Genomic DNA, 25,807 nt, shown 5'->3' with positions numbered 1-25,807 from the left:
AAACGCTGGTGGAACAGGTAGCTATTTTACCGACGCTCGTGGCGTCTGGTGTATGTTCGTACTCGTCAACCTGAAGGCGTATCCGTGTGACCCGGTCGAAGTCGCGACCGCCGCGAAAGCCGTCAGCGACGACACTGGCGTCCGAATCGCCATCGCACCGCAGGCCGCACACCTCGAGCGCGTGGCAGACACGGGCGTCGAGACGTGGGCGCAACACGTCAGCCCGAACGAGCACGGCAGCTACACCGGCAGCACCCTCGCAGAGGCCGCGGCCGCGGCGGGCGCGACGGGGACACTGCTCAACCACTCGGAGAACCGGCTGAAGTTGGCCAACATCGACGGCTCGCTCCGCGCGGCCGAGCGCGTCGACCTCGAAACCATCGTCTGTGCCAACAACCCGCGCCAAATCGGTGCGGCCGCCGCCCTCGGCCCCGACGGCGTGGCAGTCGAGCCGCCGGAACTCATCGGCACCGGAACGCCCGTGAGTCAGGCCGACCCGGACATCGTTACGGGCGCGGTCGAGGCGGCCGCCGCGGTCGACGAGAGCGTCGACGTACTCTGTGGTGCAGGCATCTCGACCGGTGACGACTTGGACGCCGCGGGCGACCTCGGTTCGACCGGTGTCCTGCTGGCCTCTGGCGTCGCCAAGGCCGACGACCCGAAAGCCGCGCTCGAAGACCTCGTCTCACCGCTGGTGTAGGCCAGGATTACAAACGACCCACTGGTCCAAAGATTTATGCAGCAATTTTCTGAAAATATTTAATACCGTTCGCTGAGAACGCCGAACAATGAGCCATCGAGAGGCCGTCCGCGAGCGAACGCTGCGGAACGTCACTGCAGCGAAGCAGGTCATCGCCGGACTGTCGCTCACCCAGAACGAGGGCCACGTCGAGTACGCCAGCACGTCCGGTTGCCGGAACTGCGGTCGAGACACCGAGAGCGTCGCGTCGCGGTCCGTCGTCGCGCGGGAACTACTCTCCGGAGAAACTGCCGGCCCGGCGACCGCCCGCCTCTGTGACCGCTGTGCCGACCGACTGGACGACCACGACAAGAATTTTCGCCGGTGTGGTGCGGCAGTCTTGCCGGTCGACCGTGACGCCGTCCTCGACCGAGACGACTATCGGTGTCGCTGCTGTGGCGTCGACGAACGCCGCGTCGTCGGCGACCGACTCCACTTACACCCGGTCGTCCCGCTCGACGCTGGCGGTCACCGCCACCCGCACAACCTGTTGACTCTCTGTCCGGTCTGCCACGACGCGGTCCACGCACGGAGGTAAGCGTTTTGACCCCTTCCCGAGAGAGTACGCGTATGACTGACGCGCAGGTCTTCGTCTCCCACGCGTCCGCGGACGTCGAGGCGGTGTCGGAGGTCTTCACGACCGTCCGAAACCTGCCGGTGGGCGTCCACGTCGCACTCGACGAGGTCGAACCCGGGCGGACCAGAGGCGACCTCAAGGGCCGACTGGCGAACAGCGACGTGGTCGTCTGCGTCCTCACCGAGGCCGCGATGGAGAGTCACTGGGTGCAACAGGAGATAGGCTACGCGACGGCGAAAGGTATCCCCGTTCTCCCGCTGTACGAAGCGGGTATCGACCCTCCAGGCTACATCGACCGCGTCGAAGGCGTCGAATTTCAGCCCGACGAGACCGAAGTGACGGTGTTCAACCTACTCTGTCGCATTCGCGCGGTGCTGGCCCCGCTGGGGACGCTCTCGTCGCCGAACTGGTTCGTCCAGTTCCCGTGTAACTTCGCCGACTGTGACCACCCGGTCACCCTCGACATCGAACAGACACAGAAGTCACTCTGGCAGCAGTACAAGCACAATCAGCCACTCGCGGCATCGTGTCCCGACTGCGGGTCACGCTACCTGTTCAACCCGGCGACGCTCGGGTACGTGAAACGAGAAGACGGTGAGCGGTGACGGTGAGACGGCGAGCGGTGACGTGGCACCCTGAGAAAACGCGACTACTCCTCCTGTAACCGCTCGTACGCCCGCTGGACCTCTTTGAACGCGGTGCGACTACCACCCTGTCGGTCGGGATGGACTTCCTTCACGCGAGAGATGTAGGCGTCGCGGAGTGCGGCTTCGTCTTCGACGTGTGTGATTTCGAGTACCTCGTACGCTTCGGCGCGTCGCATCAGGACGCCTTTGATGATGCCGTCGTCTTTCGCGTCGTCGGTGCAGTCGGGACAGAATTTCTCGGTGCGACCGTCGAGCGTGACGACGCGGTACAGTTCGATGGAGTACCAGTCGGTACACTGCTGACAGAGGTTCTTGCGTTGGGTCGCTGCCGAGGGCTCTTTCTCGGCCACTTCGGCGGTCTCCTCTTGTTCGTCTTCACTCGTCTGGTCGCGGTGGTCGGTCGTCGTCGTGGTCGACGAATCTGCGTCGCGGCCGGGTGCGTGTTGTGCGCAGTTGGGGCAACAGAAGACACGTGTCCCGTCCGAGAGGACGACTTCTTCGAGGTCGGCGACCACGAAGCGGTCGGTACAGCCGTCACACTCCCGTCGACGTGACGCGATGTCGTCGCCAGTGTCGGCGACGGACTCCGCGTAGCGTCGGCACTCGGGACAGCAGACCGACTGTGTGCCGCCCGGCATGGTGACGGCCGACAGATTCGACAGCGAATACTGCCGGTCGCACCCGTCGCAGGCGTGTCGTTCGACCACTGCCATCGATACAATCTTTCTGTTTCATCATATATTAGTCTTGAGTGTCGTCCGAACGAAGTCTTCTGAACACCGTCAGGAGCGTCGCTGGCGTGGGTCTGCCGTCGATTACTGCGCGGGTCACAGTCGAGGGTTAATAATCGAGCGCGGAAAATTTGTGAATGGCAATTATCCAGAGACCGTCTCGTAGCAGCCGAATTAATAACTCTCGGAGGACTACTCCCAGGTAATGAGCGACGAGTTCGACTGCGACGACGGGTCGTGTGGCGACGAGCCATGCGGTACCGACGCAGATACCGGTGGTGGCGCAGATCACAGCCACACCGGAGATGGTGGTCACGACCACAGCGACGAGAGCGTCGGGTACGACCCTGTGGAAGAATCTGCGGAGTGTGGCGATTCGTGTGGCTGTGATGCAGACGAGGCGACGAGTGGCAGCCAGTCGGTCGAAGACGCCGCCGAGACGATTCGGCTCGACGTGCCCGACATGGACTGTCCATCCTGTGCGGGGAAGGTCGAGTCTGCCGTCTCACAGGTCGCAGGCGTGGCCAGCATCGACCCGCGGCCGACCACTGGGACGCTCGTCGTCGGCTACGACCCGGACCAGACGGACCGCGACGCAATCGCGGCCGCCGTCGAGTCGGCCGGGTACGACGTGGTCGACGACGAAGCCGAGGCGGAAGACGCGATTTGGCGAAGCCCACGCGGAGTGAAGACGATTCTCTCCGGTGCGTTCGTCGGTCTCGCCCTCCTCGTCTGGTTCGCGCCGATTCCGAATCCCGACCTCGGTAGCGCACTCGGCCAGACGTACCAACTCTCGGACCTCCTGCTGTTCGGGGCTATCGCCGCCGGCGGGCAGGTCATCCTGCGAAACGGCTACTACTCGGTGCGAAACCGTTCGCTCGACATCGACTTCCTGATGAGCGCGGCCATCCTCGCGTCTGTGGGCCTCACCGTCTTCGTCCCCGAGGAGAACCTGCTCATCGAAGCGGCGTCGCTGGCGTTCCTGTTCAACGTCGCCGAGTTGCTGGAGAAGTTCTCGGTCCAGCGTGCCCGCCAGTCCCTCGACGAACTACTCGACCTCGCGCCCGACACGGCGGTCGTCCGCCGCGACGGCGAGGAAGTCGAGATTCCAGCCGACGAAGTCCGCGTCGGTGAGGTCGTCCTCGTCCAGCCGGGGTCGAAGATTCCGGTCGACGGACTGGTCCGCGACGGCGAGACCGCGGTGAATCAGGCTCCCATCACCGGGGAGTCCGTCCCGGTCGACAAGTCCCGCGGCGACGAAGTCTATGCCGGGACGGTCAACGAACAGGGCTATATCGAGGTCGAGACGACCGCGCCCGCCGGCGAGTCGACGCTGGCGCGCATCGTCGACCTCGTGACCGACGCGCAGTCGAACAAGACCGAACGCGAACGCTTCGTCGAGCGCTTCGCACAGTACTACACGCCGCTCGTGACGGGTATCGCGATTCTGGTCACGCTCGTCCCACCGCTGCTGCTCGCCGGTGACTGGATTTTCTGGACGCGAAACGGCATCAAACTGCTCGTCATCGCCTGCCCCTGTGCGTTCGTCATTTCGACGCCGGTCAGTGTCGTCTCCGCGGTGACCAGCGCGGCCAAGCGCGGCGTATTGGTCAAAGGCGGCGACCGGCTGGAGGCGATGGGTGAGGTCGACGTGGTCGCCTTCGACAAGACCGGGACGCTAACCCGCGGCGACCTGAGCGTCACCGACGTGGTGCCGCTGAACGGGAACAGCGAAGAGGACGTGCTGCGCTGTGCTCGTGGCCTCGAGATCCGTTCCGAGCACCCCATCGGTGACGCCATCGTCGCCCGGGCCGACGCGGCCGGTGTCGAAGAACACGAAGTCGACGACTTCCAGAGCCTCACCGGTGAGGGCGTGAAGGCTCGACTCTCCGACGTGCCGCACTACGCCGGCAAGCCGGACCTGTTCGCCAGCCTCGGCTTCGACCTCCAGCACGTCCACCTGACGACCGACGGCAGTGTCAGCCGACCGGAGGTCCGCCAGCAGTGCCAGGAGGCTGGCTGTCTCGACCTCGTCGAAGACACCATCCCGTCGCTCCAAGCCCAAGGCAAGACGGTCGTCCTCGTCGGCACCGAGGACCACCTCGAAGGCATCATCGCCGTCAGCGACACGGTGCGCGAGGACGCGAAGGCGACCGTCGCCGCCCTCAAAGAGCGCGGCCTCGACGTGGTGATGCTCACCGGCGACAACGAGGGCACGGCGAAAGCCGTCGCCGACGAACTCGGCATCGACGACTACCGCGCCGGCCTGCTCCCCGAGGACAAGACCGAAGCTGTCGAGGAGCTGAAGTCTCGGGGGCGGGTCGCCATGGTCGGCGACGGTATCAACGACGCACCCGCGCTCGCCACCGCCGACGTGGGCATCGCCATGGGCGCGGCCGGGAGCGACACGGCCATCGAGACGGCCGACATCGCGCTCATGACCGACGACATCTCCCGCCTCGCCTACCTCGTCGACCTCTCGCGAAAGACGAACGGGGTCATCCGCCAGAACGTTTGGGGCAGCCTCGGCGCGAAGGCCACGCTCGCGGTCCTCATCCCCGTCCTCTCCATCCCGCTCTGGTTCGTCGTCCTCGCGGGCGACGTGGGCATGACGACGGCCGTGACGGGCAACGCGATGCGGCTCTCGCGGGTCGCGCCCGACGAAGTCGAGGCGTAAGTCACTGACTCGATGTTTTTCGTCAATTTCGACACGAACCACCTGGCGCGCGCTGACAGCATGCCCGAGCGAAGCGAGTGGCTGCTGTTGAAGTCGCGCGAGGGATGACGAATGAAACGAGCGAAGTGAGTGGAGTGAGGAATCGGATGGGGAGGCTGTGGCTGCGGTGTTTTGCGGTGGCGGTCATGTACACCAGCATTCGAGAGGTATTCGTTCCGACCAGAATCAGCAACCATCATCTAACCAGAACCAGTAGCTGCTTCTCCCACAGAATCACCAGCAGCCGACCCGACTGTGCCCAGTAATCGACCCGAACACCTATCCCGATTCCTCCTACACACCTCCGGTATGGAACAATCTTCGGCGATGGAAGACGCCGGATGCGACGCCGCCGAGTTCGACTGGCTCACGCTCGACGAGGACGAAGAAGTCGTCTGGTCGGGCCGACCGGACCCACGGAGTGTCTACACCGCGTACGCCATCGGGATTCCGCTCATCCCGCTCGTCGGCCTCGGTCTCCTCATCATCGGGAGTGCCTACCTCTACCAGAAGAACACGCACTACGTCGTCACGACCGACGGCCTGTACAAGAAGACGGGCGTACTCTCGCGCGACGTCCAGAAGATAGACTTCGACAAGGTCCAGAACATCTCGTTCTCGGAGGGCGTCGTCGGGAAGTACTTCGGCTTCGGGAACGTCGACATCTCGACCGCCGGTGGCTCTGGCGTCGAGATGCAGTTTCAGGCCGTCACGGACCCGAAGCAGGTTCAGGAACGGATCAACAAGCGCATCAAGCAGTCTCGTGGCACGCGCGACGAGGACGAACCCGACAAAGAGGACGTGCTCGACGAGATTCTCACCGAACTACAGGGAATTCGCCAGTCGTTCGAGCGCATGGAGGGTGGGCAGTCCGCCGGTGGGCGGTCAGCCAGTGGCCAGTCCACCACTCGTGACCGCTCGGCCGACCGCGAGCGATGAGTGGAGGTGACTTCGGGACGGTCGAACTCGGACCGTGGTTCACGCAGGACGACGGCGAAGAAGTACTGTGGAGTGCGCACCCGCGTATCCAGACGGTCATTCCGGCAGCACTGGTCGGCCTCGTCATCGCGGTTGGCGTCGTCGCCATGGCGCTGTTCGCCGCGGAGATGCCGATACTGGCGGTCGGTGGCGTGTTCGGCGTGCTGCCACCGCTGTTAACGTATCTCTGGGTCCGCAACACGCAGTACGTCGTGACGAATCAGGCGTGCTACCGCAAGACCGGCGGCCTCTCTCGGCGCGTCCTCGCAGTCGAGTTCGACAGCGTCCAGAACTCGTCGTACGAACAGGGCGTCCTCGGGAACCTCTTCGGCTACGGAACGGTCACCGTCGACACCGCCGGTGGGATGGGCGCAGAACTCCGCTTCACCAACGTCGACGACCCGAGCCGAGTCAGAGAACTCGTCTCGAAGCAGCGCGCGCGCACAGACGAGGACGGCATTCCGGGCAGTATCGACCAGTGGCGCGCGGTCCGTGACGAGGTGCGACGGCTCCGCAGGCTCACAGAACAGTACGAGCAGCACCCCGGCGACCGGTAGGCCGGTCTCCGAGGCGTGAATACGCAACACGAGTCGCAGAAGTCCCGGACGAGCGACGACGTGGCATGGCACTCCCCCCGGCGTGCCAGCACGCATGAAACCGTGACAGGTGTCCGACGGCACGTCGGCGCGTCGGTTCGATGAACCACCGTCCGCCGTACGTGGTCGGTCCACGACACGGACTCCGACGGTCTCCCGTCGGCTGTATCGTCTCCCCCAGCGCCCGTCCGACGAGTCGTCGTCGAATCGGGCAGTGTCTGCTCGCCCGGGGCAGTCTGTACTGAGGTGAGCAGTAGTGATATATATGTGCTAACTACGGACTTACTCGGTGTTCGTTCGGCGATTACGAGTGCCCGATTACCGAACTGGTTCGGCTGTCGTACTGGGCGGTACGGACTGCCTATTCGTACCGAATCACTCGTTAGAAGGTGTCTATTCTCGGTGAAAGAACGGCTCGACGAGTCGAATACGACGTTGTCAGGCCAATGTGTCGGTACCATCGACCATCCGGAACGGCACAACGACTAGACTCGCGCCCAGTCGCTTGCGCGCTCGCGCGGTGTGTCAGCTGCATGTTGGCTTCGACGCACCGGCCGGGTGCACTGCGTGTTCAGAGGATGGTGCCGTGCTTCTTGTCGGGTAGCGATTTTTCGACCGTCTCGTAGAACGCGAAGCGGTTCTCCAGTTCCTCACGGAGCGACGACGGCGGGACGATTTCGTCGATGACGACTTCGCTGGCCATGCGGTGGGCGTCGATGTCTTCGCGGTACTCTTCGCGAAGTTCGGCTTCGCGCTTGGCGCGCTCTTCGGGGTCGTCGATGGCGTTCAGCTTGTTCGCGTACACCGCGTTGATTGCGGCTTCGGGACCCATGATGGCGATTTCACCGGACGGGAGCGAGATGGTCGACTCGGGTTCGTACGCCGGGCCGGACATCGCGTAGATACCCGCGCCGTACGCCTTGCGGACGACGACGCACTGCTTCGGGACCGTCGCGGAGGAGGTGGCGTAAATCATCTTCTTCCCCTTCTCCAGGATGGCGTCCTTCTCGACCTGCGAGCCAGCCATGAAGCCGGGCGTGTCGGCGAGGTACAGCAGCGGGATGTTGAACGCGTCGGACTTCCAGATGAACTCGGCAGCCTTCTCCGCGGCGTCGGGGAAGATTGCGCCCGCGCGCTGGGCTGGCTGGTTGGCGACGATTGCCACCGGACGGCCGTCGATACGGGCATAGGCCGTGATGATCTCCTTGCCGTAGTCCGGGCGGAGTTCGAAGTAGGACCCGGCGTCGACGATACGCTCGATGACGCGCTCCATGTCGTAGCCGCGGTTCGGCTCCTGCGGGATGACGCTGTCGATGCCGGATGGGGACTTGGCCGGTGCCTGCCCGTCGGTTCGAGGCGGCTTCTTGTCCGAATTGTCCGGCAGGTAGGTGACGAGCTGGTCGACGAGTTCGCGGGCGTGTTCCTCGTCTTTGGCGACGAGGTCGGCGCTGCCCGACTCTTCAGCGTGCACTTTCGGGCCGCCGAGGTCCTGCATCGAGATGTCCTCACCGGTGACCATCTTGACCATGCGCGGGGAGGCGATGGCCATCGCGGACATCTCCTCGACCATGATGGTGAAGTCGGCGAACATCGGCGTGTACGCCGCACCCGCGATACAGGGACCGTACAGAACACAGATTTGTGGGACGCGACCCGACAGCATCGAGTGGTTGTAGTAGTACTTCCCGATGCCCTGCCGGTTGGCGAAGAAGCCAGTCTGCTGGTCGATGCGGCCACCCGAGGAGTCCATCAGGTAGAGCACCGGGCGACCGGTCTTCAGCGCGCGCTCTTGCATCCGGAGGAACTTCTCGACGCCCTTCGCGGCCATCGACCCGGCCTTGACCGTGAAGTCGTTGGCCATGAAGTGGATGTCGCGGCCCTCGAACTCGGCCGCACCCGTGATGAGGCCGTCCGCCGGAATCCGGTCCTCGTTGTCGAACTCGGCGAACTTGCCGTCCTCGAAGAGCAGTCCATCTTCCCCGAACCAGAGGTCGATGCGGTCACGGACGAACAGTTTCCCCTGCTCGGGGAGGCGCTCTTTGTACTTCTCCGGGCCGCCTTCGAGAATCTCCTCGATCTCTTCGATGAGGTTCTCCTCGCGCTCGGTCGGACCGAGGTCGTCGTCGTCCGACTCTGCCGCCGCTCCGGACGGTTCCGGCGTCTCCGGCGCGTCGTGAACCGCTGCCGGGTCGTCAGCCTGTCCGACGTAGACGGAGACCTCGTCGCCGACGTGTTCGGCGAGCGCGGCCGCGATGGCGGACGCCTCCTCGTCGGAGGCACCCTCGCTGATGCGCACTTTCATACTGCCGCGTGCGCAGGGGCCGCGTAGAAAGGTTTCCCTTCTTCGGTAGGTTCGATACTTGCCGAGCGACCTCAGTGAATCCGAGTGTCACCAGAGAAAACGAGTGTCGTCAGTGAAAACGGGCGTTGGTGTGAGAGTCCCCTCGACGAACCCGCACTGCCCACGTGCGAGCTCACTGCTCGACCCGTCCGTGCGTCAGATTCCGTGCTTCGAACGGCGCTGCCGTGCGAACTTCCATGCGCGGACTGCAACGCCAACGGTGACGCCGACGATGCCCACCAGCATCGCCAGCGAGAACACCATACCGAAGACGACGTTGGCGAGCCCGCCAGTCGCCAGCAGTGGGACGGTTCCCGCCAGCCCGAACAGCACCAGTTCGAGCGCCAGGAAGCGCACCAACCAGCGATGCCGATTCGCGAACTGTGCGATGGTCTCGCGCTCTACACTCCAGTCGATTGACTCTTGTTCAGCCGTGCCGTGACTACCAGAGTACCCCTGTGCCATCATCCCACCCCTACCAACGGCGTGGACACAAAAGTGGGCGGCGACGGTTGTCGCGTCCTGAAACCGTGACCCCCCGACTGTGCTCGAATTCGACAGTGCCGAGTACGTAATCACGGTAACAACTACCAAAATCTGTCGAGTTCGCCACTGCCACCGGCTGAACTCGTCGTTCGGCCGCCACTCACGCTGCACTCCTCTCGACCGGGAGTTTTCAACCCGTGAAAACACACGCCGAACGCAGGTATTTCCGCGTCCGGGCCCTCGGAGTCGACGTGTACGACCAGTGGGACGCAGACACGCTGTTCGACGTGCTGGAGCGCCAGACGGCGCGACGGATTCTCGCGCTGACCTCGGTCGAACCCATGTCCGCACAGGAGTTGGCGAGTCAGTGTGAAAAGTCCGAACCGACCATCTACCGTCGTGTCGACGTCCTCGAAGAGTACGACCTCCTCGAAGAGCGCGACCACGTCGACGCCGACGGGACGCACTATAAAGTGTACGAGACGAACCTCGACAGCATCTGCTTCGAACTGCGTGACGGTGGCTTCACCATCGACGTGTCCTACCGGCGTGACCTCGTCGACGACGACCTCGGCGAGTAATTGACTGGCTACTGAGTGTTCCGCCACGTCCCACGAGCGTAAGCAGTCGCCTACTCACGTACGTTTCCGTTACGAAACGGCGTTACGTGTAAGTCCGCGATTAGCTAACTAATCAGAGAAACTATCTATGTTCTCTGATGGTTCTGGCCCCACTGGACGATATCGACGCCCGTTTCCGTCGCTACTGGCGCTGGCTCGGTGCGGTGCTGTTCGTCCTCGTCGTCCTCGACCTGGCAACGACGTTACTCGCTGCGCAGGCCGTCGGTCCGGAAGCCGAGGCGAATCCACTCGTTCGCTGGGCACTCCACGAAGGAGTCGTCGCCGTCCTCGCCCTGAACGTCATCGCCGTGGCCATCGTAGTCGTCCTGTTCCGCGCCCTGCTGGAGTCCATTCGCGTCACGCGCCCGCCGTACCGCGCGCCGTTCGTCGCCCTGTTCGAGGTGTGGCTCGTTTCGCTGTTGCTACTCGGGGTGTTCGTCTTCGCCAACAATATGTCAGTCGTGCTGTTCGGAACGAGCCTACTGTAAACGACCGAATAGAGCGAGCCTGCGCTGCTTACCGAAGGCCCGCTTCGAGTCGCTCGATGAGCGCTTCGTTCCCGACGTGGACCGGCACGCGCTGGTGCAGGTCCGTCGGTTCGACCTCGACGAGCGAGCGCTCGCCGTCGCTCGACGCGCCGCCCGCCGTCTCGACGATGTGCGCGATGGGGATGCCCTCGAACTGAAGGCGAAGTTTCCCCTCGGGTGCACTCTTCAGCGCCGGATACGCGAAGATGCCACCGTAGGTGAGCACCTGGTTCACGTCCGAAATCATCGCACCACCGTAGCGCAGTTTGAGTTCCTGCGCGATTTCGTCGGCGAACGTCTCGAACTCGTCGGTCCAGTCCGGGACGCGGCCACCGAAGCCGAAGACGACCGGTTCCTCGGGGAGAGTCAGGTCGTCACGGACGACCGACCGCTCGCCCTCGCGGTCGACCTCGAACTCGGTGACGGTGCCACCGCGGGCGACCGTCATCGTCGTAATCGGGCCGTACAGGACGAACGCAGAGGCGAGGAGGTCGTCACCGGTCGCGGGCAACTCACCCTCGTACACGCCGATGATGGTCCCCATCGCCGCGTTCGGCTTGAGGTTCGACGAGCCGTCGAGTGGGTCGCACGTGATAGAGACTCCTTCGCCGCCGTCGATGATGCCTTCGCGCTCTTCGCTGGCGTACGCGCCCACGCCGTCGATGTCCAGCAGCCACTCTTCGAGCAGGCGGTCGGCCCACACGTCGGCCTCGGCCTGTCGCTCGCCGCTGGGGTTCTCCTCGTCGACCTTGCTCCGGCGACCGACGAGTCCACGGCGAATCTCCGGGGCTGCGTCGGCGACCGTCTTCATCACTTCGTCGACCGTGGCGTCGTAGTCGTCCCGATTCATCGGTCGAGCGCTTCCTCGGCGGACGCGCCCTCGAAGATGACCTGTTCGAGCGCGTCGAGGATGGCGATGGGGTCCTCACGCTGGAAGACGTTGCGGCCGACTGCGAGACCCTTGCCACCGGCGTTCATGCTGGCTTCGACCGTCTTCAGGAACTCGTAGTCGTCCGTCTTCGAACCGCCGGACATGACGACCTTCGTCTTGCCCGCACTCTGGACGGCCCAATCCATGGCTTCCTCGTTTCCGGGGTACTTGACCTTCGCCACGTCGGCACCGAGTTCGAGCGCCTGTCGCGCCGCGTACGCGATGGTGCTCGGGGTTCGGTCGTTACGCAGGCCCTGCCCGCGGGGGTACGACCACATGACCATCGGGATGTCGTCGTACTTCCGGCTGGCTTCCTGCGCCTTGCGGAACTCCTCGGCCATCTCGATTTCGTTGTTCGAACCGCCGTACAGCGTGAACCCGAGCGCCGACGCACCGAGTTCTTCGACGGCGTAGTCGACGGAGCAGTTGACCGCCGAATCCGGCTCGCCGCGCCACATGTTGGACGTGCCGTTGAGCTTCATGAGGAGGTTCACGTCGTCTTCGTACGACGGGTAGTACGCCTCGGCGACGCCCTTCTGGACGGCGAAGGCGGTGACGGCGTCGTGTGTCGCCACGTCGAACACCGTCTCGGGGTCTATCGTCTCCGGGACGGGTTCGAAGTCCACCGGCCCGTGTTCGAGGCCGTGGTCCATCGCCAGAATGAGCATCTTTCCGTCGCGTACGGTGGGAGAGTTGTCGATAGGACGCATTCGTTCGAAAGGTCCACCGTCGAGCCTATAAAGGATAGTGGTCGTCCCGAGGGACACCAAAACCAGTTCAGGACCCTCTAAACAGGATATAGAGGCCTCGTAAGTACTCCCGATTGCTCCCGAAAACCCACTACATTCATAGTAAAAATATTGCTCTCTGTTGCGCGCGGATTTTCGGCCTGACGCTGGACCGTCACAACCGGTTTGGCGCGCGCTTGCGAGCGTGACCGAACGAACGTGAGGTCCGCGAGGTGTAGTCGCGCGAGGGATGAGCCGTCTCGCCGGAGGCGAGCGGCGAATCGGATGGGGAGGTCGTGGTTGCGGTGCTGTGCGGTGGCGGTCGTGTACACCAGCATTCGAAACCTGCTCGGCCCAAACAGATTCTCTATACGTGCAGGCTCTCCAGTTCGCTCCGAAAATAGCGCTTCGAACTACTCGAACACGTTCATCGCTGTCTAGCCGCGAATCGCCACGTCCGCGCCTGCATCGTCGGCACGCCGAGCGCCTCGGCAAGCGCATCAGCGTCCACACCCGCCAGTTGCCGAACCGACGAGATGCCCGCCTCCTCCAATCGCTCGGCGACGTACTCGTCGACGACGCGCCAGACCGGTTCGGGGCGCTCGTGGTCCGCCCAGTAGTCTATCGCCTCGCGCTCGACCGGGTCGTACTCGGCCACGCCGAGGTCTTCCCAGTCGCTCGTACTCGCGGCGACCCAGTCGCGCTCGCCTCGCTGGAGACCACCCATCTCCGCGGCGCGGTCGTCGAGGCCGTCACCCAGTGTTGACGACCACGTGAGCGAGTATCGACGCCGAATCGCGGTCGCTGTCTCTTCGTCGACGCCTGCATCCACCAGGTCGACGTACGTCACCCGTTTCTCGGTTATGTCGGCCGGTTCGAGGGCTGCGTCGGCCAGTTCCTCGGCGGCCGCCGCCGGGACGCCGTCGAGTCCACCAAACTCGTCGGCACTGGCCAGCACCTCGGGCCCACCGTCGTCTGCAGCCATCCGTATCGTCTGTACCTGTGGGTAAACCACCTTGAATGTTATCGTGCTGAATCGACAACGGAAATAACGTCAGACGCGGTGCTCAGTTCGTCGTCGTCCCGCGGACCGGCAGTTCTTTGCACCACTCGCAAGAATCGCCGCATATGGTCTACGACCTCGACAGCATCGAGCGGATCGGCGTCATCGGCGCAGGAACCATGGGCAGCGGCATCGCACAGGTGGCGGCCATGTCCGGCTACGAGGTTGTCATGCGCGACATCGAAGAGGAGTTCGTCGAGAACGGCTTCGCCAGCATCGAGGACTCGCTCGACCGCTTCGTCGCCAAGGACAAACTGAGTGAAGAGGAGCGCGAGGCGACACTGGAGCGTATCACCGGGACGACAGCACTCGGCGACCTCGCGGACTGTCAGGCCGTCGTCGAGGCCGCCCTCGAAGACATGGACATCAAGCAGGACATCTTCGCGGACCTCGAAGACGTCGTCGACGACGAGACGTTCCTCGCGACGAACACCTCCACGCTCTCCATCACGACCATCGCCTCGGCCATCGACTCCGAGGAGCGACTCGTCGGCCTGCACTTCATGAACCCAGTGCCAGTGATGAAGGGCGTCGAAATCGTCTACGGCGAGAAGACGAGCGACGAGGCACTCGAACTCGCCCACGACATCGCCGAGAAACTGGGTAAGGAGACGTGGGAGTCCGACGACAAACCGGGCTTCGTCGCCAACCGCATCCTGATGCCGTGGATAAACGAGGGCATCCGCGCGTTCGACGAGGGCGTCGCCACGAAGGAGGACATCGACAAGGGAATGAAACTCGGGACGAACACCCCAATGGGTCCGCTCCAGCTCGCCGACCACATCGGGCTGGACATCTGTCTGCACGCGACCGAGACGCTCCACGAGGAACTCGGCGACCGCTACATGCCGGCGTACCTGCTGAAGCGTAAGGTCGACGCGGGTGACCTCGGGAAGAAGACGGGCAAAGGCTTCTACGAGTACGAGTAGACCGCGTCGCGCGACCGGTCGCTGCGGGCAATCTTTTTGTCGGCTACCGAGAATTACTTCGTAATGCGCCCTCCCCACATAGCCCTCGTCTTCGTCGCCCTCCTGTTGCTCACCCCCGCCACGCTCCCGGCGACGACTGCTGCACCGCCACCGGAAGCCATCTGTGGCGTCTGCGGCGAGTCACTCGAAGACGCGGCGAGCGACGCCGGCGTGACGGCCACCGTCGAAACGAGCGAACTCGCCGGACAAGTCGACGAGAACGGGACCGCGACGTGGACCGCTCGCGTCGAACTGAACGACGATGCCGCCGACCGATTCGCGGCCGAGCCCGAACTCCGCGAGCGAGTGGTTACTGCGGCCCTCGATGGTCGATACATCGTCTTCGACGACACGCAAAACGTCACGAGTTCGGTCGACGGCGATACGCTTTTGGTCCGATTCGATACGCCCGATGTGGCCCACCGTAGCGTCGGCGGCGTCCTCTTGTTCGACGCCTTCACGCAAGACGATGGGCGGGCCTTCGTCGACGCCGACCGACTGACCGTCGCCGGGCCGAGCGGAACGGCCGTCACGCATGCGACCGATGCCACGTCAACCGACGAAAACCGGGCGACGTGGACCACGACCGGAGACGAACGGATGTACACGTCCCAACTCGACCGCGACGCGACCGTCGCCTTCGCGGCCGACGGTGGTCTCGTCTCACAGGCGGCGACCGCCGCGGCGCTTCGCGCACACGGCCTCGGAACGGTCTGGTCGGAACTGCTCGCCTACACGCTCGTCCCGGCCGCGATGCTCGGGTTGGTCGCGGGCGGGCTGTTGCTTGCTGGTGACCGTGCGACGCCCGGACCACGCTTTGGCCGCCGTGCCCTGCGGTGGATTCTCGTGGGTTCAATCGCCGTCGGCGCACTCGCCGCAGTGACAGCCGGATTCGTCGACGAAGACATCGGCTTCATCACCATCGCTGTTGGTCTCGGAGTGGCCCCACAGGTGTTTCTCGCGGCGATTTGGCTGCTCGGGGTCGACGCACTCGGTGGCGGCAGCGCACGAACCACTTCCTTCGCCGCGGGACTCGTCCTCGCGTGGGCGATCGTCCTGCCACTCGGTGCGCCACTGACCGCGCCGCTCGTGTTCGTGTTGTTCACGCTGGTGTTCGTCCCCTTCGGCGTGCTCGCCGCCGACTCACATCCGGCCCGGTTCCTCTTCCCGCCGGTCGCCGCGCTCTCACCGGCGGTACTCGCGCTCACGTTCGTCCCGCGTGTCGGCGTAGTGTTCGTCTCACCGTCGATGTTCGCCGCGTGGTCGGTCGCGTCGGCGGCACTCGGTGTCGTACTCTTTGCGAGTGGGCGACGACTCGGTAGCAGTCCATCACGCCCAGCGGCTCGTGACGAAGACGGGCGTCCAGCCAGTCACTGAGCGCAGAGAATTATTTCGCTACCAGTATCCTTCCACCTGTGCCAGCGACAGCGCGGTCAACGACCAGCCGGTCGTCGGCCCGCCGTCGTCACGGACTCGTGAAAACGCCTCCGCAGTAGGTACAGTTTCCACATCGACCAGCGAAGCGTCGGCTGCTGCCTGCTCACCCGCCGTCAGCCCGGTCGCGACGACGACGGCCCGACCCATGCGCCCGATGCCGATTGGCCGGTACGTCTCCAGCAGTTCGACCGATTGGGCGCGATACCCGGTCTCTTCTTCGAGTTCACGCCGCGCGGCTTCTTCGTAGCTCTCACCCGGCTCGACCATCCCGGCGGGGACCTCGGCGCATCGCTCGCGGAACGTCGGCCGATACTGTTCGACCAGCACGACCTCGTCGTCGTCCGTGACGGCCACGACCGCGACCGCGTCGGCATCCGACTCGACCCAGTGATGCTTGACCGTCTCGCCATCTGGCCGGTCGACCCGGTCTCGCCCAGCGCGGAACCAGCCGCAGTCGTACTCGACGGTCGACTCGCGGACTGGCCATTCTGCAGTTTCCTCGCTGGTAGACCAATCGGAGGCCTGCTCACCACCACACGACTCGTCGTTCATGGCTGGTGATGATTCGTTCGAGAGAAGTGAATACCGGTCGAAGTCGTCTCGAATCTCGGAACTGCGGGCTGCTTACGTCGGCGTCGAGCCGGAGAAGTCGGCTTCGTGCAGCGGTTTCGTCTCGACGACCTGCCGGACGCGTTCGAGTGCCTGTCGGTCGCCGTGCTGGCGGAACCAGCCGATGATGGCCAGCACTTCCATCCGGGAAATCTTGACACCGCCCTCGGCGATGACGTCACGCGGGCGCTTGCGGAGTTCGCGCAGGGTCGCCACGGCGAGCAGATACGGGATGCCCCACGCCGAGAGCGTGTTCCCGCGGTGCTCGGGCAGGTTTTCGAGGTACGCCTGCGTGTCGTCGAGGTAGCTCGACGCGTGGTCGACGACGCGCTCGATGACAGTCGCGACCTCTTCCTGATTGTCCGGGTCGAGGACGTTGTCGCGGTCGACGCCTTCTTCGGCCAGCCACTCGGCGGGGAGGTAGACGTTGTTCTCCTCGTGATAGTCGTCGCTCACGTCCTTGGCGACGTTGACGAGCTGAAGCAACAGCCCGAACGACCGGGCGTTCTCTCGCAGGCTCGATGCACGCGACTCGGACGCGCCGCGGGTGACCAGTCCCGTGACGAGCGAGCCGACCGTCCCGGCGACGTACCAGCAGTACTCTTCGAGTTCTTCGAGCGTCTGGATACGCAGGCCACCGGTGTCGGCGTGTCGTTCGACGAACTCGGCCATCCCGTTGGTCAGTTCGAGTACTGGCGGGAGGATGTCCTCTTTCGCCTCGGGACTCAGTTTTCGGTAGGTATGCACGACGCGTGGCGACTCGGCGACGACCGTCCAGTCTGCGTCGAGGTCGGCGGGGAGCCACGGGTCGACCGACGTCCGGAACTCGTCGACGGTCGTCGGGTCGTCCTCGTCCAGTACGTTCGCATAGGTCCGCAGTAGTGCAGCCTTCTCCTTCGGCGGGATGTGTCCCGCGTCTTCGACCGTATCAGCAACGCGACAGAGCAAATAGCCGAGACAGATGTGCCGGGCCGTCGGCTCTTCGAGCTCGTCGATGGTGATAGCGAAGGTGCGCGAAACACCTTGAACCGCCTCGTAACACCACGCGAGGTCGTCGTCGACGGGATACTCGGCCTGTTCCTCGTTCATTCACATTCCCCTGTGTATTCCACGCTGAAAAACCCACCTGCCACGTGCGAAGGTTGCGGAGACCGTCCGCTGCGAGCCGACTCGTTCATACACAGTCGCAGGCCCCGAGTCGTCTATACCTTTCGGAGACTCGTCCGGTTTCACTGGCACGAGCGCTACAGTCTGTCACGGTCGTTCCTCCACGTTGAGCAAGAGTAAAAGGGACCACGGCCGAACGGACTACTATGGACTTCAGTCTCTCCCCCGAGCAGAAGCAGATTCGGGACATGGTGGCCGACTTCGTCGACGAAGAAGTCGTCCCCGTGGCCGCCGACATCGACCACGACGACGAGTTCCCCGCAGACCTCGTCTCGGAGATGGCCGACCTCGGCCTCATGGGGATGCCCTTCCCGGAGGAGTACGGTGGTGCTGGACTGGACTACCACTCCTACGCCATCGGCCTCGAAGAGATCGCCCGTGGCTCGGGTGGGCTGGGCACGATCGTCGCCGCCCACATCTCACTCGCCGGCAACATGATCTACGAGTTCGGTGACGAAGCGCAGAAACAGGAGTACCTCACACCGCTCGCCGAGGGAACCGACATCGGTGCGTTCGCACTCTCGGAACCGCAGGCTGGCTCCGACGTGCCCGCGATGGACACGACAGCGAAACGAGACGGCGACGAGTACGTCATCAACGGCGGCAAGCTCTGGATTTCGAACGGCTCCGTCGCCGACACGGTCACCGTCTTCGCCAAGACCGACCCCGAGGCGGACAACAAAGGCATCTCCTCGTTTATCGTCCGCCCCGAAGAGGACGACGGCTTCATCGTCGAAGGCACGGAGGACAAACTCGGCGACAAGGGCTGTCCGACCGCCGAACTCCGCTTCGACGACGTGCGTATCCCGGCCGACCGACGCCTCGGCGAGGAAGGCGAGGGCTTCGTCCACGCGCTGAAGACGCTCAACGGCGGCCGCATCACCATCGCAGCGCGCTCCGTCGGTATCGCCCGCGCCGCACTCGACCAGGCACTCGAATACTCACAACAGCGCGAGCAGTTCGACCAGCCTATCTCAGAGTTCCAGGCCATCCAGCACAAACTGGCCGACATGGACACGAAGATTCAGTGCGCGAAGCTGCTCATGCACCAGGCCGCAGACAAGAAGATTCGCGGCGAGAAGTTCATCAAGGAGGCCGCACAGGCGAAACTGTACGCCTCGGAAATCTCGCGTGAAGTCGCCAACGAAGGCATCCAGATTCACGGCGGCTACGGCTACACGAAGGACTTCCCCGCGGAGCGCTTCTACCGCGACGCCAAGCTGAACGAGATTTACGAGGGGACCTCCGAGGTCCTCCGGAACACCATCGCGGCACAGCTTCTCGACTGAGGAATGAACCTCCTCCGGACCGTCGTCGTCCTCGGCGGCGGCATCGGGGTGTGCTTCCTCCTCGGGCTACTTCTCGCACGAATCACGCAGTCAGACGGCCCGGCGGCGTTCGTCGCGACCGGCTTCCTCGTCGTCTGTGGACTGTTCGCGCTCGCGTTCTGGCGACGGATTTTCGGGTGAGTGCCGTCTCGAAAGCCGTCCGGACGAGTCGACCACCTCCCACTGACTACTTTCACTTTCGCTCTGCCCCTGGCTCGACGCTAAGTCGTTCACAGTCGTGTTTCCGGACGTAGCATGTCCACAATCACCGATATCACGCACGTGACCGTCCTCGTCGACGACCAGCAGGAGGCACTCGACTACTACACTGAGGCACTCGGCTTCGAGGAGATGGCCGACATGGAGATGGACGACGGCGGGCGCTGGGTCACCGTCACACCCGCAGGTGAGTCGACGACCGAACTCGCTCTCGTCGAGGCCGACACCGACGAGAAGCGTGACCTCGTGGGGCGACAGGCCGCAGACCACGTCTTCTGTGTCCTCGAAACCGACGACTGTCACGGCCTATTCGAGACGCTTTCTGGCCGCGGCGTCGAGTTCACCACGGAACCCGAGGAAGTCCCGTGGGGTATCCACGCCACGTTCCTCGACTGCTACGGCAACCGCTACAACGTGGTCGAACCCGGCGAGTGGGACGGCGAGCAGTAACGAACAGGAGGGTACCCGTGGTTCACTCTAGGCACATGCTGAGCCAGTCGTAGTGTTCGCGGAGCAGACGCTCACCAGCGTCGGTCAGCGCGTACACGTCGTGAATCCCTTCCGTCCGTCGCTCGAAGAAGCCGTCGTCGACCATCACCTCCAGCGCGCCGTAGAACGACTTCGGTTCGATGCGCTCGTCGTAGTGCCGTTCGAGTCGCGTCTTCAGTCGTTGTGCTGGCAGCGCCTCGGCGTCGGCGAGGATGGCGCAGAGGTCGCGCCGTCGCCCACTCTGGAGCCACTTCGTCATGGCAGAGCGATAGTCCCACGCCGACAGGTGTGTTTCGCTCTCGACGCGTCGCCACCCGGAACCGGTACCTATGACACCCGGGGGTTCTAAGCGCGGGATATGAGCGACGAGACGGTCACCGAGAACGGTATCACCGCCCGCTACTACGAGACAGAGGCCGAGCGCGTGCTGACGTTCGACACCGGCAGCGCAACGGCCGCCATCGCACAGAACATCGAAGGCTACGCGATGCTGAAGGTTCGGCCGACGGCCGACGGCGACGAACTGGAGCGCTACTACGGCTTCGACATGGCGCTCGACCACGTCGCCGAACTTCTCGGTGTTTCGGAACACGACCTGCCGATTCCAGAGTCTGCTGCCGATATGGGAATGTAGAACACGAGAGGAGTCGGGAGAAACAAAGAGTTAACTACCCTCGTACTGAATCCTTTCTCGCGCTGACTTTCCATAGCAACAAAGGCGCAGCGCGAACACACTTCGCGTCTTCTCTGACTGCTACTGCAGAGCGGTTGGTTCGGTCATGAGACGGAACGCCGGCGTCGCTCAGGTGACGAGCGAGTAGACGATGAGCAACCCGAAGTAGAGGATGACGAGCGCCGCGAGCGACTGGAGTCGGAACATGCCGAGGTCGTCGGATTCGTCGCGGTAGGCGTCCTGAAAGCGATCTTTCTCGTCCTCGGTCATCTCGTCGTAGTGGGTGAGGCCGACGTGGAGTGTCCGGTAGTGCTCACGACGGAAGGGCCGTGCGCAGTACGGACACTCGACGGGCGTCTCGTCTGCTGGGACGGCGGTGTCGAGTGCGGCGTGGTCGAATCGGTCTGTCATGGTTAGAGGTACGGGGGCAGCAGGCTCGGTTCGGCGACGACCCAGAGACTCACCATCGTGTAGAGAATCATTACTCCGATGAACGGGTACTGGCTCCGGACTGCTTGTAGCCGACTCGGGAACAGGTCGTACGCCGCGGCGTGTGCGACCCAGATGGCGAGCAGGTGGCCGAGCAACACGGCGGCGAGTTCGACGCCGGTAACCCACGACGGCAGCGCGAACACCTGCGGCGACGCGGGCGGTGCGACGGGGTTCGCGAGCGCGGCCCCGAACGGGAGCGACAGCGAGACGAAGTAGCCCAACGAGTGCGCGAGGTGGTAGCCCGCCGCGATTGCGAGTAGCGGCGGTGCGAACCGACGCGCGAGTTCACCGGGCGTACAGTACGTGTCACCGGTTCTGCGGGCGAGGCGGGACGCACCGAAGTACGCCGCGAGGAACAACCCGAAGCCGCCGACGTACGCCACGAAGTACAGCAGTGTGGCGCGGGCCGACTCGGTGAGCGCTGGCGCAGTCGCCTCGACGACGGCGGTGGCGAGGTCGCTCCACGCCGGCGTCGTCACGATGCCGTCGAATGTCGTCACCCAGAGCAGGGCGACGACGAAGGCGACTTCGTCTCGACCGGTCACCCACGTGTTGTCCGTCAGTGCCATCCCGGGCAGGCGCAGTCGCAAGCGACCGTCGTCGGTGCGTCGCAACGGCGCAACTCTCCCATACGCGCGGAACAATCCCGACACCGGGTCGGCCTGTCCGAACCACGATTCGGTCCCGAACACAACTGCACCGGCGATCGTCACGACGCCGTAGGCGACGACGACGATGCCGAGCAACGATGGGTCGTCCGCGAGCGGACTCACGACTTCGACGAAGACCAGTGCGAGCAAGCCGACGACCGCAGGCCACGAGCCGAGACCGGCCGGGTATCGCACGTCGAGCGAGGGCAGGGCTTCCGCGATGGTCCGGAACGGATTTAGCGCGGGCCACGTGTTTCCGACGAGGTACGAGGTCATCGCGTAGCCAGACCACCAGCCGACCCACACCAGCAGGATAGCGAGGTTCCGCAGTGGTTCTGGCGGCCCGGCGAAACTGGCCCAGAGGACCGCGACCAGTCCAGCGATGCCGACGACCGGCGCGAGGTAGGCTCGGACTGCGGTCGGGAAGCGACCGAGGAACCGGTGCCAGTCGTCGACCGAAGCGACCCACCGCCGGTCGGTCACGGTCGTCGCCAGCAAGAACGACGCGCCGACGGCTGCCCCGCCAGTCATGAGGAAGAGCCACGTCGGTATCGCGAGTGACTCGGACTGACCCCGGAGCGACCCACCGTGGGCGAGTACCGTCCCCGACGCCAGCGTAACCACTCCACACAGTGCGACGAGCGCGCGACGGCTACTGGTGCGAACGGACATCAGAAAATGTGTGTCCGTCTAGTGTGCGCCTGCGCCGACGTACAGGACGACGACGAGGAAGATCCAGACGGCGTCGACGAAGTGCCAGTACATCGAGACCGTGCTCACGGAGACGTGGCGCTCGGCGGAGTACTGCCCGCGGAGACCACGGATGAACACGATACCGAGGAGCACTGCGCCGAGGCTGACGTGCAGGCCGTGGAGGCCGGTCAGGGCGTAGAAGCCGCTGGCGAACGTCTGGCTGAACGCCTCAGCACCGAGCGTGAATCCCTCTTGCTCGATGAACTTGTAGTACTCGTACACCTGCCCACCGATGAAGATGGTACCGAGTGCGAGCGTCGTTCCGAGCAGGCCGAGGAAGCGCTTGCGGTTGTTGTTCAGCAGCGCGATGTGGGCGAAGTGCATCGTGAAACTGGACAGAATCAGCAGCACCGTGTTCACGATGACTAGCGGTGCGACGAGGTGGGGCAGTTCACCGAATCCCTGCGTGCGAACGAAGAAGTAGTAGATGAACCCGGCACCGAACGTCGCGAGTTCGCTCCCGAGGAAAGCGACCATCCCCCACAGGAGTTTGTCTTCGCTCTTGTGGTTGATACTGCGCTCCCAGAACGTGGAGACGAAGGTGTGATACAGCCAGCCAAACAGGCCGACGAGGAACGCACCGACGCTGCCGATGGCGAGCGCGGCGAACGCCCCGTAGCCGACGGTCCCGCGCTGGGCGAGGACGCCGAGCGCGACGGCCAGGTAGATGCCCCCGCCACCGATAGCGGTGATGAATGGCCACCAGCTGGCCTCACCGAAGCCTTTGGGCCAGTCCTCGACCGCTGGGAGGTGGTGCCCGTGGTCGTCCGAAGAGTCTTCCGCGACTGTCATACTCGGGGGTTACGACCCGACTACTAAAAATCCATCCAAGCGCGCCTGCTGGATCCGGGTGAGAAAACGGCCGGCCGCCGCTACGACCGAGGCAGAAAGACTGAAAGAAGAGGGTGCGCCCAGTCAGGCCGCGACGACGGTGCTGTTACCGCCCGAAGTCGTGTTCCCGCCGGACGTGGTGTTGCCGCCGTTACCGCCGGACGACGAGTTGCCACCGTTACCGCCGGAGCTGCCACCGCCCTGGCAGGTGAGGTCCTCGGAGTTCCACGAGCCACCGGCGCTTTCACACTGGCTCTGAAGCCAGCTACGGTACTCTTCCTGGCTCACGACTTCGACCGTAAACATCATCCCGGAGTGGCCCACACCACAGTACTCCGCACAGTAGCCCTGGTACGTTCCAGTTTCGTACGGGGTCGTCTTGATGTAGTGGTGCTGGCCCGGCACGGCGTCGTGCTTGAGTCCCATGTTGGGGACGTGGAACGCGTGGAGCCAGTCCTGCGTGGTGATGTTGAAGTACGTCGCTTTGTCCTTCGGGAGGACGATTTTCTGCGAGGTCGTGACGTTGTGCTGGTCGTAGGTAAACGTCCAGCCGTAGCGGTACGCAGAGACGTTGACGTGTTCAGCATCGGTCGGCACGTCGGCGCGGTCGGCAACATCACTGTCGTCCACGATGACGGCGTCGTTCGCCATCGTCATCGTCGCGGAGAGACCGACGAACAGGAGGATGACTGCGGTCGCGACCGTCCACGTAATCTCCAGCCGACGGTTTTCGCGTGTCGGCTTGGCCTCCTCGCTGTCCTTGTACTTCAGTACGGTGTAGATGAGGACGCCCTCGACGAGGACCGTGATGGGGATGGCGACGACGAGCAGTTTCTCGTTCAGGCCCCAGATGGCCTCGGACGACGACGTCGCCCCACCCTGGGCCGCGACGGGGTCTACCAGGAGGAGGCAGAACGCCGCCCCGAACAGCCCAAGAGAGGCTAGCCGCTTGGTGTTCATGACAATTCGACGGTTGGGAAGATGGGGTTAAATATGTGCTGAATCCCGACGCTGGGTCGGCGTTCCGATGCGAAAAGCGCGGACTCTAAGTACACGGAGTCGAACCTTCCTCTAGTTGCCGTGTCTCGCAGATTCCCGAATCCAGTCAGGACACACGCCCGGTTCACGGGCCTCCTCGCAGCCGCGGCGATGGGCGTCTACTTGCTCATCATCGTCGGCGCGACCACGGCCGTGACCGGCGCGGCCGACGCGTGCCCGACGTGGCCCGCGTGCAACGGCCAGTGGCTGGTGCCGTTCTCCGAGCCGGACCTCGTCGTCGCGTGGGGCCACCGCGTCGCCGCGCTGCTCGTCGGGTTCCTCGTCGTCGCTGCAGCGGCGGCGGCGTGGCTGGGCGACGCCGAACGACGCGTTCGGCTCGCGGCCACGGTGTCCCTCGTGCTGTATCCAGTACAGATCGTACTCGGTGCCGTCGCCGCGACTGCCGCGACCACAGCTGCGCTCTCTGCAATCCATCTCACCGTCGGCGTGGTCATCTTCGGTGGTATCGTCGTGGCGCTGGCGTGGACCCTCGAAACAGAGACCGCGAACGACCCAGACTGGGACCCGATGCCCGAGCCGGAGCCGGTCGACGTCGAGTCGGCTGACAGCCCGCGACCAGTTCCGACCGGCGGCATCGCACGAGCGAAACTCATCCTCTCGTCGTACTTCCGGATGATGAAGCCGCGCCTGATGTGGCTCCTCTGTCTGGTCGCCGGGGCCGCGATGGCGCTCGGTGCCGCGACGACCGGGACCGACCTCAGCATCGAAACTATCGTGCTGACGCTCCTCGGCGGCGTCCTCTCCATCGGCGCGAGCGGGACGTTCAACCACGTCCTCGAACGTGACGTGGACCGCCGGATGCAGCGTACCTCGGACCGCCCGTTGGCAGTCGACGTGATTCCGGTCACGCACGCACTCGCCTTCGGGTTCTTCCTCGTGGCAGCCTCGCTGTTCGTCTTCGGACTGGTCAACCTGCTCGTCGCCGCGCTCGGCCTCGTCGCCATCGTGTTCTACAGCATCATCTACACGCTGGTGCTGAAGCCGAACTACGCCTCGAACACGGTCCTCGGCGGCGCGGCGGGCGCGCTCCCTGCCCTCATCGGTTCCGCGGCGGTCGACGGCGCAATCGGCCTCCCGGGGGCGATGCTCGCACTCGTCATCTTCCTCTGGACGCCGGCGCACTTCTACAACCTCGCGCTGGCGTACAAGGACGACTACGCCCGCGGTGGCTTCCCGATGCTGCCGGTCGTCAGAGGCGAAGCACTCACGCGCAAACACATCGTCTGGTATCTCGCCGCGACGCTCGTCGCCGCGAGTACACTCTCGGCCGTCGCAGACCTCGGCCTCCTGTTCGCCCTCGTCAGCGTGGCACTCGGCGGCGTGTTCCTCTGGACGGTCGTGAAACTGCACCGCGAACAGACCGAGGCCGCGGCGTTCCGCGCCTTCCACGCCTCGAACGCGTACCTCGGCGCGCTGCTGGCCGCCGTGGTCGTCGACTCGCTGGTCATCTGA

28 protein-coding genes are annotated in these 25,807 nt (G+C 64.2%); 15 read left to right on the top strand and 13 right to left on the bottom strand.

Translation table 11 applies throughout. The features are described 5' to 3' along the window. Positions 1 to 52: 52 nt before the first annotated feature. The 3 genes from tpiA (at position 53) to ACSC1P_RS13385 (ending at position 1,921) form a co-directional block, all read left to right on the top strand. Positions 53 to 700 carry a triose-phosphate isomerase gene (gene tpiA, locus ACSC1P_RS13395; protein WP_435360690.1) on the top strand — a complete coding sequence of 216 codons (648 nt, stop codon included), beginning with the start codon at positions 53 to 55 and terminating at the stop codon, positions 698 to 700. An 88-nt stretch (positions 701 to 788) separates the two neighbouring features. Continuing rightward, positions 789 to 1,277 carry an HNH endonuclease gene (locus ACSC1P_RS13390; protein ID WP_435360689.1) on the top strand — a complete coding sequence of 163 codons (489 nt, stop codon included), beginning with the start codon at positions 789 to 791 and terminating at the stop codon, positions 1,275 to 1,277. A gap of 32 nt (positions 1,278 to 1,309) precedes the next feature. Beyond that, positions 1,310 to 1,921, top strand: coding sequence for a toll/interleukin-1 receptor domain-containing protein (locus ACSC1P_RS13385; RefSeq protein WP_435360688.1), 612 nt, complete (start codon positions 1,310 to 1,312; stop codon positions 1,919 to 1,921). Between the two features lie 44 nt (positions 1,922 to 1,965). On the opposite strand, the gene ACSC1P_RS13380 is transcribed toward ACSC1P_RS13385, so the two are convergent. After that, entirely contained in the window at positions 1,966 to 2,676 is a 711-nt protein-coding gene (locus tag ACSC1P_RS13380; protein ID WP_435360687.1) for a J domain-containing protein, read from the bottom strand. 223 nt (positions 2,677 to 2,899) lie between these two features. On the opposite strand from ACSC1P_RS13380, the gene ACSC1P_RS13375 reads away from it, so the two are divergent. From ACSC1P_RS13375 to ACSC1P_RS13365, 3 genes are all read left to right on the top strand, one after another. Further along, on the top strand, positions 2,900 to 5,371 hold the full coding sequence (locus ACSC1P_RS13375; RefSeq protein ID WP_435360686.1) for a heavy metal translocating P-type ATPase: 2,472 nt from the start codon (positions 2,900 to 2,902) through the stop codon (positions 5,369 to 5,371). 348 nt (positions 5,372 to 5,719) lie between these two features. Next, on the top strand, positions 5,720 to 6,349 hold the full coding sequence (locus tag ACSC1P_RS13370) for a PH domain-containing protein (protein ID WP_435360685.1): 630 nt from the start codon (positions 5,720 to 5,722) through the stop codon (positions 6,347 to 6,349). After that, positions 6,346 to 6,945 carry a PH domain-containing protein gene (locus tag ACSC1P_RS13365; protein ID WP_435360684.1) on the top strand — a complete coding sequence of 200 codons (600 nt, stop codon included), beginning with the start codon at positions 6,346 to 6,348 and terminating at the stop codon, positions 6,943 to 6,945. Before ACSC1P_RS13370 ends, ACSC1P_RS13365 begins: the two co-directional genes overlap by 4 nt. Positions 6,946 to 7,555: 610 nt before the next feature. Here the strand turns inward: ACSC1P_RS13365 and ACSC1P_RS13360 are convergent. Both ACSC1P_RS13360 and ACSC1P_RS13355 read right to left on the bottom strand, forming a co-directional pair. Then, entirely contained in the window at positions 7,556 to 9,286 is a 1,731-nt protein-coding gene (locus tag ACSC1P_RS13360) for an acyl-CoA carboxylase subunit beta (RefSeq protein ID WP_435360683.1), read from the bottom strand. Between the two features lie 195 nt (positions 9,287 to 9,481). Continuing rightward, positions 9,482 to 9,793, bottom strand: a complete 312-nt coding sequence (locus ACSC1P_RS13355) for a hypothetical protein (RefSeq protein ID WP_435360682.1) — start codon at positions 9,791 to 9,793, stop codon at positions 9,482 to 9,484. Positions 9,794 to 10,062: 269 nt separating this feature from the next. On the opposite strand from ACSC1P_RS13355, the gene ACSC1P_RS13350 reads away from it, so the two are divergent. Further along, positions 10,063 to 10,392, top strand: coding sequence for an ArsR/SmtB family transcription factor (locus tag ACSC1P_RS13350; protein ID WP_435360681.1), 330 nt, complete (start codon positions 10,063 to 10,065; stop codon positions 10,390 to 10,392). Between the two features lie 137 nt (positions 10,393 to 10,529). Then, positions 10,530 to 10,919, top strand: a complete 390-nt coding sequence (locus tag ACSC1P_RS13345) for a hypothetical protein (RefSeq protein ID WP_435360680.1) — start codon at positions 10,530 to 10,532, stop codon at positions 10,917 to 10,919. A 28-nt stretch (positions 10,920 to 10,947) separates the two neighbouring features. On the opposite strand, the gene ACSC1P_RS13340 is transcribed toward ACSC1P_RS13345, so the two are convergent. The 3 genes from ACSC1P_RS13340 to ACSC1P_RS13330 form a co-directional block, all read right to left on the bottom strand. Then, complete coding sequence (locus ACSC1P_RS13340; RefSeq protein WP_435360679.1) at positions 10,948 to 11,808, bottom strand: class 1 fructose-bisphosphatase; 861 nt, start codon at positions 11,806 to 11,808, stop codon at positions 10,948 to 10,950. Further along, on the bottom strand, positions 11,805 to 12,599 hold the full coding sequence (locus ACSC1P_RS13335; protein WP_435360678.1) for a class I fructose-bisphosphate aldolase: 795 nt from the start codon (positions 12,597 to 12,599) through the stop codon (positions 11,805 to 11,807). Before ACSC1P_RS13335 ends, ACSC1P_RS13340 begins: the two co-directional genes overlap by 4 nt. 445 nt (positions 12,600 to 13,044) lie before the next feature. Then, entirely contained in the window at positions 13,045 to 13,602 is a 558-nt protein-coding gene (locus ACSC1P_RS13330) for a DUF7409 domain-containing protein (RefSeq protein ID WP_435360677.1), read from the bottom strand. A 143-nt stretch (positions 13,603 to 13,745) separates the two neighbouring features. Here ACSC1P_RS13330 and ACSC1P_RS13325 point away from each other — a divergent pair, with 143 nt between their 5' ends. Beyond that, positions 13,746 to 14,609, top strand: coding sequence for a 3-hydroxyacyl-CoA dehydrogenase family protein (locus ACSC1P_RS13325; protein WP_435360676.1), 864 nt, complete (start codon positions 13,746 to 13,748; stop codon positions 14,607 to 14,609). 63 nt (positions 14,610 to 14,672) lie between these two features. Continuing rightward, positions 14,673 to 16,025, top strand: coding sequence for a hypothetical protein (locus tag ACSC1P_RS13320; RefSeq protein WP_435360675.1), 1,353 nt, complete (start codon positions 14,673 to 14,675; stop codon positions 16,023 to 16,025). An 18-nt stretch (positions 16,026 to 16,043) separates the two neighbouring features. On the opposite strand, the gene ACSC1P_RS13315 is transcribed toward ACSC1P_RS13320, so the two are convergent. Together ACSC1P_RS13315 and ACSC1P_RS13310 are read right to left on the bottom strand one after the other, a co-directional pair. Beyond that, positions 16,044 to 16,637, bottom strand: a complete 594-nt coding sequence (locus ACSC1P_RS13315; RefSeq protein ID WP_435360674.1) for an NUDIX domain-containing protein — start codon at positions 16,635 to 16,637, stop codon at positions 16,044 to 16,046. 72 nt (positions 16,638 to 16,709) lie between these two features. After that, positions 16,710 to 17,783 (bottom strand): phytoene/squalene synthase family protein, encoded by a 1,074-nt coding sequence (locus tag ACSC1P_RS13310; RefSeq protein ID WP_435360673.1) that lies wholly within the window; start codon positions 17,781 to 17,783, stop codon positions 16,710 to 16,712. 224 nt (positions 17,784 to 18,007) lie between these two features. On the opposite strand from ACSC1P_RS13310, the gene ACSC1P_RS13305 reads away from it, so the two are divergent. From ACSC1P_RS13305 to ACSC1P_RS13295, 3 genes are all read left to right on the top strand, one after another. Beyond that, a complete protein-coding gene (locus ACSC1P_RS13305) occupies positions 18,008 to 19,150 on the top strand; it encodes an acyl-CoA dehydrogenase (RefSeq protein WP_435360672.1) in 1,143 nt (380 codons plus the stop codon). Positions 19,151 to 19,153: 3 nt separating this feature from the next. Further along, entirely contained in the window at positions 19,154 to 19,330 is a 177-nt protein-coding gene (locus tag ACSC1P_RS13300) for a hypothetical protein (RefSeq protein ID WP_435360671.1), read from the top strand. A 114-nt stretch (positions 19,331 to 19,444) separates the two neighbouring features. After that, the gene (locus ACSC1P_RS13295; RefSeq protein ID WP_435360670.1) at positions 19,445 to 19,858 is read left to right on the top strand and encodes a VOC family protein; all 414 of its coding nucleotides are present in this window, start codon (positions 19,445 to 19,447) and stop codon (positions 19,856 to 19,858) included. 22 nt (positions 19,859 to 19,880) lie between these two features. On the opposite strand, the gene ACSC1P_RS13290 is transcribed toward ACSC1P_RS13295, so the two are convergent. Next, the gene (locus tag ACSC1P_RS13290; protein ID WP_435360669.1) at positions 19,881 to 20,156 is read right to left on the bottom strand and encodes a PadR family transcriptional regulator; all 276 of its coding nucleotides are present in this window, start codon (positions 20,154 to 20,156) and stop codon (positions 19,881 to 19,883) included. A gap of 99 nt (positions 20,157 to 20,255) precedes the next feature. On the opposite strand from ACSC1P_RS13290, the gene ACSC1P_RS13285 reads away from it, so the two are divergent. Further along, entirely contained in the window at positions 20,256 to 20,531 is a 276-nt protein-coding gene (locus tag ACSC1P_RS13285; RefSeq protein ID WP_435360668.1) for a DUF7111 family protein, read from the top strand. Positions 20,532 to 20,699: 168 nt separating this feature from the next. Here the strand turns inward: ACSC1P_RS13285 and ACSC1P_RS13280 are convergent, their stop codons facing one another. From ACSC1P_RS13280 to coxB, 4 genes are all read right to left on the bottom strand, one after another. Further along, positions 20,700 to 20,981 carry a DUF7410 domain-containing protein gene (locus ACSC1P_RS13280; RefSeq protein WP_435360667.1) on the bottom strand — a complete coding sequence of 94 codons (282 nt, stop codon included), beginning with the start codon at positions 20,979 to 20,981 and terminating at the stop codon, positions 20,700 to 20,702. Between the two features lie 2 nt (positions 20,982 to 20,983). Continuing rightward, positions 20,984 to 22,384 carry a hypothetical protein gene (locus ACSC1P_RS13275; RefSeq protein WP_435360666.1) on the bottom strand — a complete coding sequence of 467 codons (1,401 nt, stop codon included), beginning with the start codon at positions 22,382 to 22,384 and terminating at the stop codon, positions 20,984 to 20,986. Positions 22,385 to 22,402: 18 nt separating this feature from the next. Further along, positions 22,403 to 23,257, bottom strand: coding sequence for a cytochrome c oxidase subunit 3 (locus ACSC1P_RS13270; RefSeq protein ID WP_435360665.1), 855 nt, complete (start codon positions 23,255 to 23,257; stop codon positions 22,403 to 22,405). Between the two features lie 123 nt (positions 23,258 to 23,380). Beyond that, positions 23,381 to 24,256: a cytochrome c oxidase subunit II gene (coxB, locus tag ACSC1P_RS13265; protein WP_435360664.1), complete on the bottom strand. Its 876-nt coding sequence runs from the start codon at positions 24,254 to 24,256 to the stop codon at positions 23,381 to 23,383. Positions 24,257 to 24,445: 189 nt separating this feature from the next. Here coxB and cyoE point away from each other — a divergent pair, with 189 nt between their 5' ends. Continuing rightward, positions 24,446 to 25,807 (top strand): heme o synthase, encoded by a 1,362-nt coding sequence (cyoE, locus tag ACSC1P_RS13260; protein WP_435361508.1) that lies wholly within the window; start codon positions 24,446 to 24,448, stop codon positions 25,805 to 25,807.

Source organism: Haloarchaeobius caseinilyticus (assembly GCF_051207395.1).
Taxonomy (GTDB): domain Archaea; phylum Halobacteriota; class Halobacteria; order Halobacteriales; family Natrialbaceae; genus Haloarchaeobius.
This window is presented reverse-complemented; position numbering and strand designations above follow the sequence as displayed.

Bases quoted from the DNA above. Each gene is read 5' to 3' on its own strand.
- ACSC1P_RS13340 (WP_435360679.1), bottom strand. From the start codon at position 11,808: ATGAATCGGGACGACTACGACGCCACGGTCGACGAAGTGATGAAGACG.
- ACSC1P_RS13375 (WP_435360686.1), top strand. From the start codon at position 2,900: ATGAGCGACGAGTTCGACTGCGACGACGGGTCGTGTGGCGACGAGCCA.
- ACSC1P_RS13380 (WP_435360687.1), bottom strand. From the start codon at position 2,676: ATGGCAGTGGTCGAACGACACGCCTGCGACGGGTGCGACCGGCAGTAT.
- ACSC1P_RS13285 (WP_435360668.1), top strand. From the start codon at position 20,256: ATGAGCGACGAGACGGTCACCGAGAACGGTATCACCGCCCGCTACTAC.
- ACSC1P_RS13300 (WP_435360671.1), top strand. From the start codon at position 19,154: ATGAACCTCCTCCGGACCGTCGTCGTCCTCGGCGGCGGCATCGGGGTG.
- ACSC1P_RS13290 (WP_435360669.1), bottom strand. From the start codon at position 20,156: ATGACGAAGTGGCTCCAGAGTGGGCGACGGCGCGACCTCTGCGCCATC.
- ACSC1P_RS13305 (WP_435360672.1), top strand. From the start codon at position 18,008: ATGGACTTCAGTCTCTCCCCCGAGCAGAAGCAGATTCGGGACATGGTG.
- ACSC1P_RS13345 (WP_435360680.1), top strand. From the start codon at position 10,530: ATGGTTCTGGCCCCACTGGACGATATCGACGCCCGTTTCCGTCGCTAC.
- ACSC1P_RS13325 (WP_435360676.1), top strand. From the start codon at position 13,746: ATGGTCTACGACCTCGACAGCATCGAGCGGATCGGCGTCATCGGCGCA.
- ACSC1P_RS13390 (WP_435360689.1), top strand. From the start codon at position 789: ATGAGCCATCGAGAGGCCGTCCGCGAGCGAACGCTGCGGAACGTCACT.
- ACSC1P_RS13315 (WP_435360674.1), bottom strand. From the start codon at position 16,637: ATGAACGACGAGTCGTGTGGTGGTGAGCAGGCCTCCGATTGGTCTACC.
- ACSC1P_RS13385 (WP_435360688.1), top strand. From the start codon at position 1,310: ATGACTGACGCGCAGGTCTTCGTCTCCCACGCGTCCGCGGACGTCGAG.
- ACSC1P_RS13295 (WP_435360670.1), top strand. From the start codon at position 19,445: ATGTCCACAATCACCGATATCACGCACGTGACCGTCCTCGTCGACGAC.
- tpiA (WP_435360690.1), top strand. From the start codon at position 53: ATGTTCGTACTCGTCAACCTGAAGGCGTATCCGTGTGACCCGGTCGAA.
- ACSC1P_RS13370 (WP_435360685.1), top strand. From the start codon at position 5,720: ATGGAACAATCTTCGGCGATGGAAGACGCCGGATGCGACGCCGCCGAG.
- ACSC1P_RS13280 (WP_435360667.1), bottom strand. From the start codon at position 20,981: ATGACAGACCGATTCGACCACGCCGCACTCGACACCGCCGTCCCAGCA.
- ACSC1P_RS13335 (WP_435360678.1), bottom strand. From the start codon at position 12,599: ATGCGTCCTATCGACAACTCTCCCACCGTACGCGACGGAAAGATGCTC.
- ACSC1P_RS13320 (WP_435360675.1), top strand. From the start codon at position 14,673: ATGCGCCCTCCCCACATAGCCCTCGTCTTCGTCGCCCTCCTGTTGCTC.
- coxB (WP_435360664.1), bottom strand. From the start codon at position 24,256: ATGAACACCAAGCGGCTAGCCTCTCTTGGGCTGTTCGGGGCGGCGTTC.
- ACSC1P_RS13270 (WP_435360665.1), bottom strand. From the start codon at position 23,257: ATGACAGTCGCGGAAGACTCTTCGGACGACCACGGGCACCACCTCCCA.
- ACSC1P_RS13330 (WP_435360677.1), bottom strand. From the start codon at position 13,602: ATGGCTGCAGACGACGGTGGGCCCGAGGTGCTGGCCAGTGCCGACGAG.
- ACSC1P_RS13275 (WP_435360666.1), bottom strand. From the start codon at position 22,384: ATGTCCGTTCGCACCAGTAGCCGTCGCGCGCTCGTCGCACTGTGTGGA.
- cyoE (WP_435361508.1), top strand. From the start codon at position 24,446: ATGGGCGTCTACTTGCTCATCATCGTCGGCGCGACCACGGCCGTGACC.
- ACSC1P_RS13355 (WP_435360682.1), bottom strand. From the start codon at position 9,793: ATGATGGCACAGGGGTACTCTGGTAGTCACGGCACGGCTGAACAAGAG.
- ACSC1P_RS13360 (WP_435360683.1), bottom strand. From the start codon at position 9,286: ATGAAAGTGCGCATCAGCGAGGGTGCCTCCGACGAGGAGGCGTCCGCC.
- ACSC1P_RS13365 (WP_435360684.1), top strand. From the start codon at position 6,346: ATGAGTGGAGGTGACTTCGGGACGGTCGAACTCGGACCGTGGTTCACG.
- ACSC1P_RS13310 (WP_435360673.1), bottom strand. From the start codon at position 17,783: ATGAACGAGGAACAGGCCGAGTATCCCGTCGACGACGACCTCGCGTGG.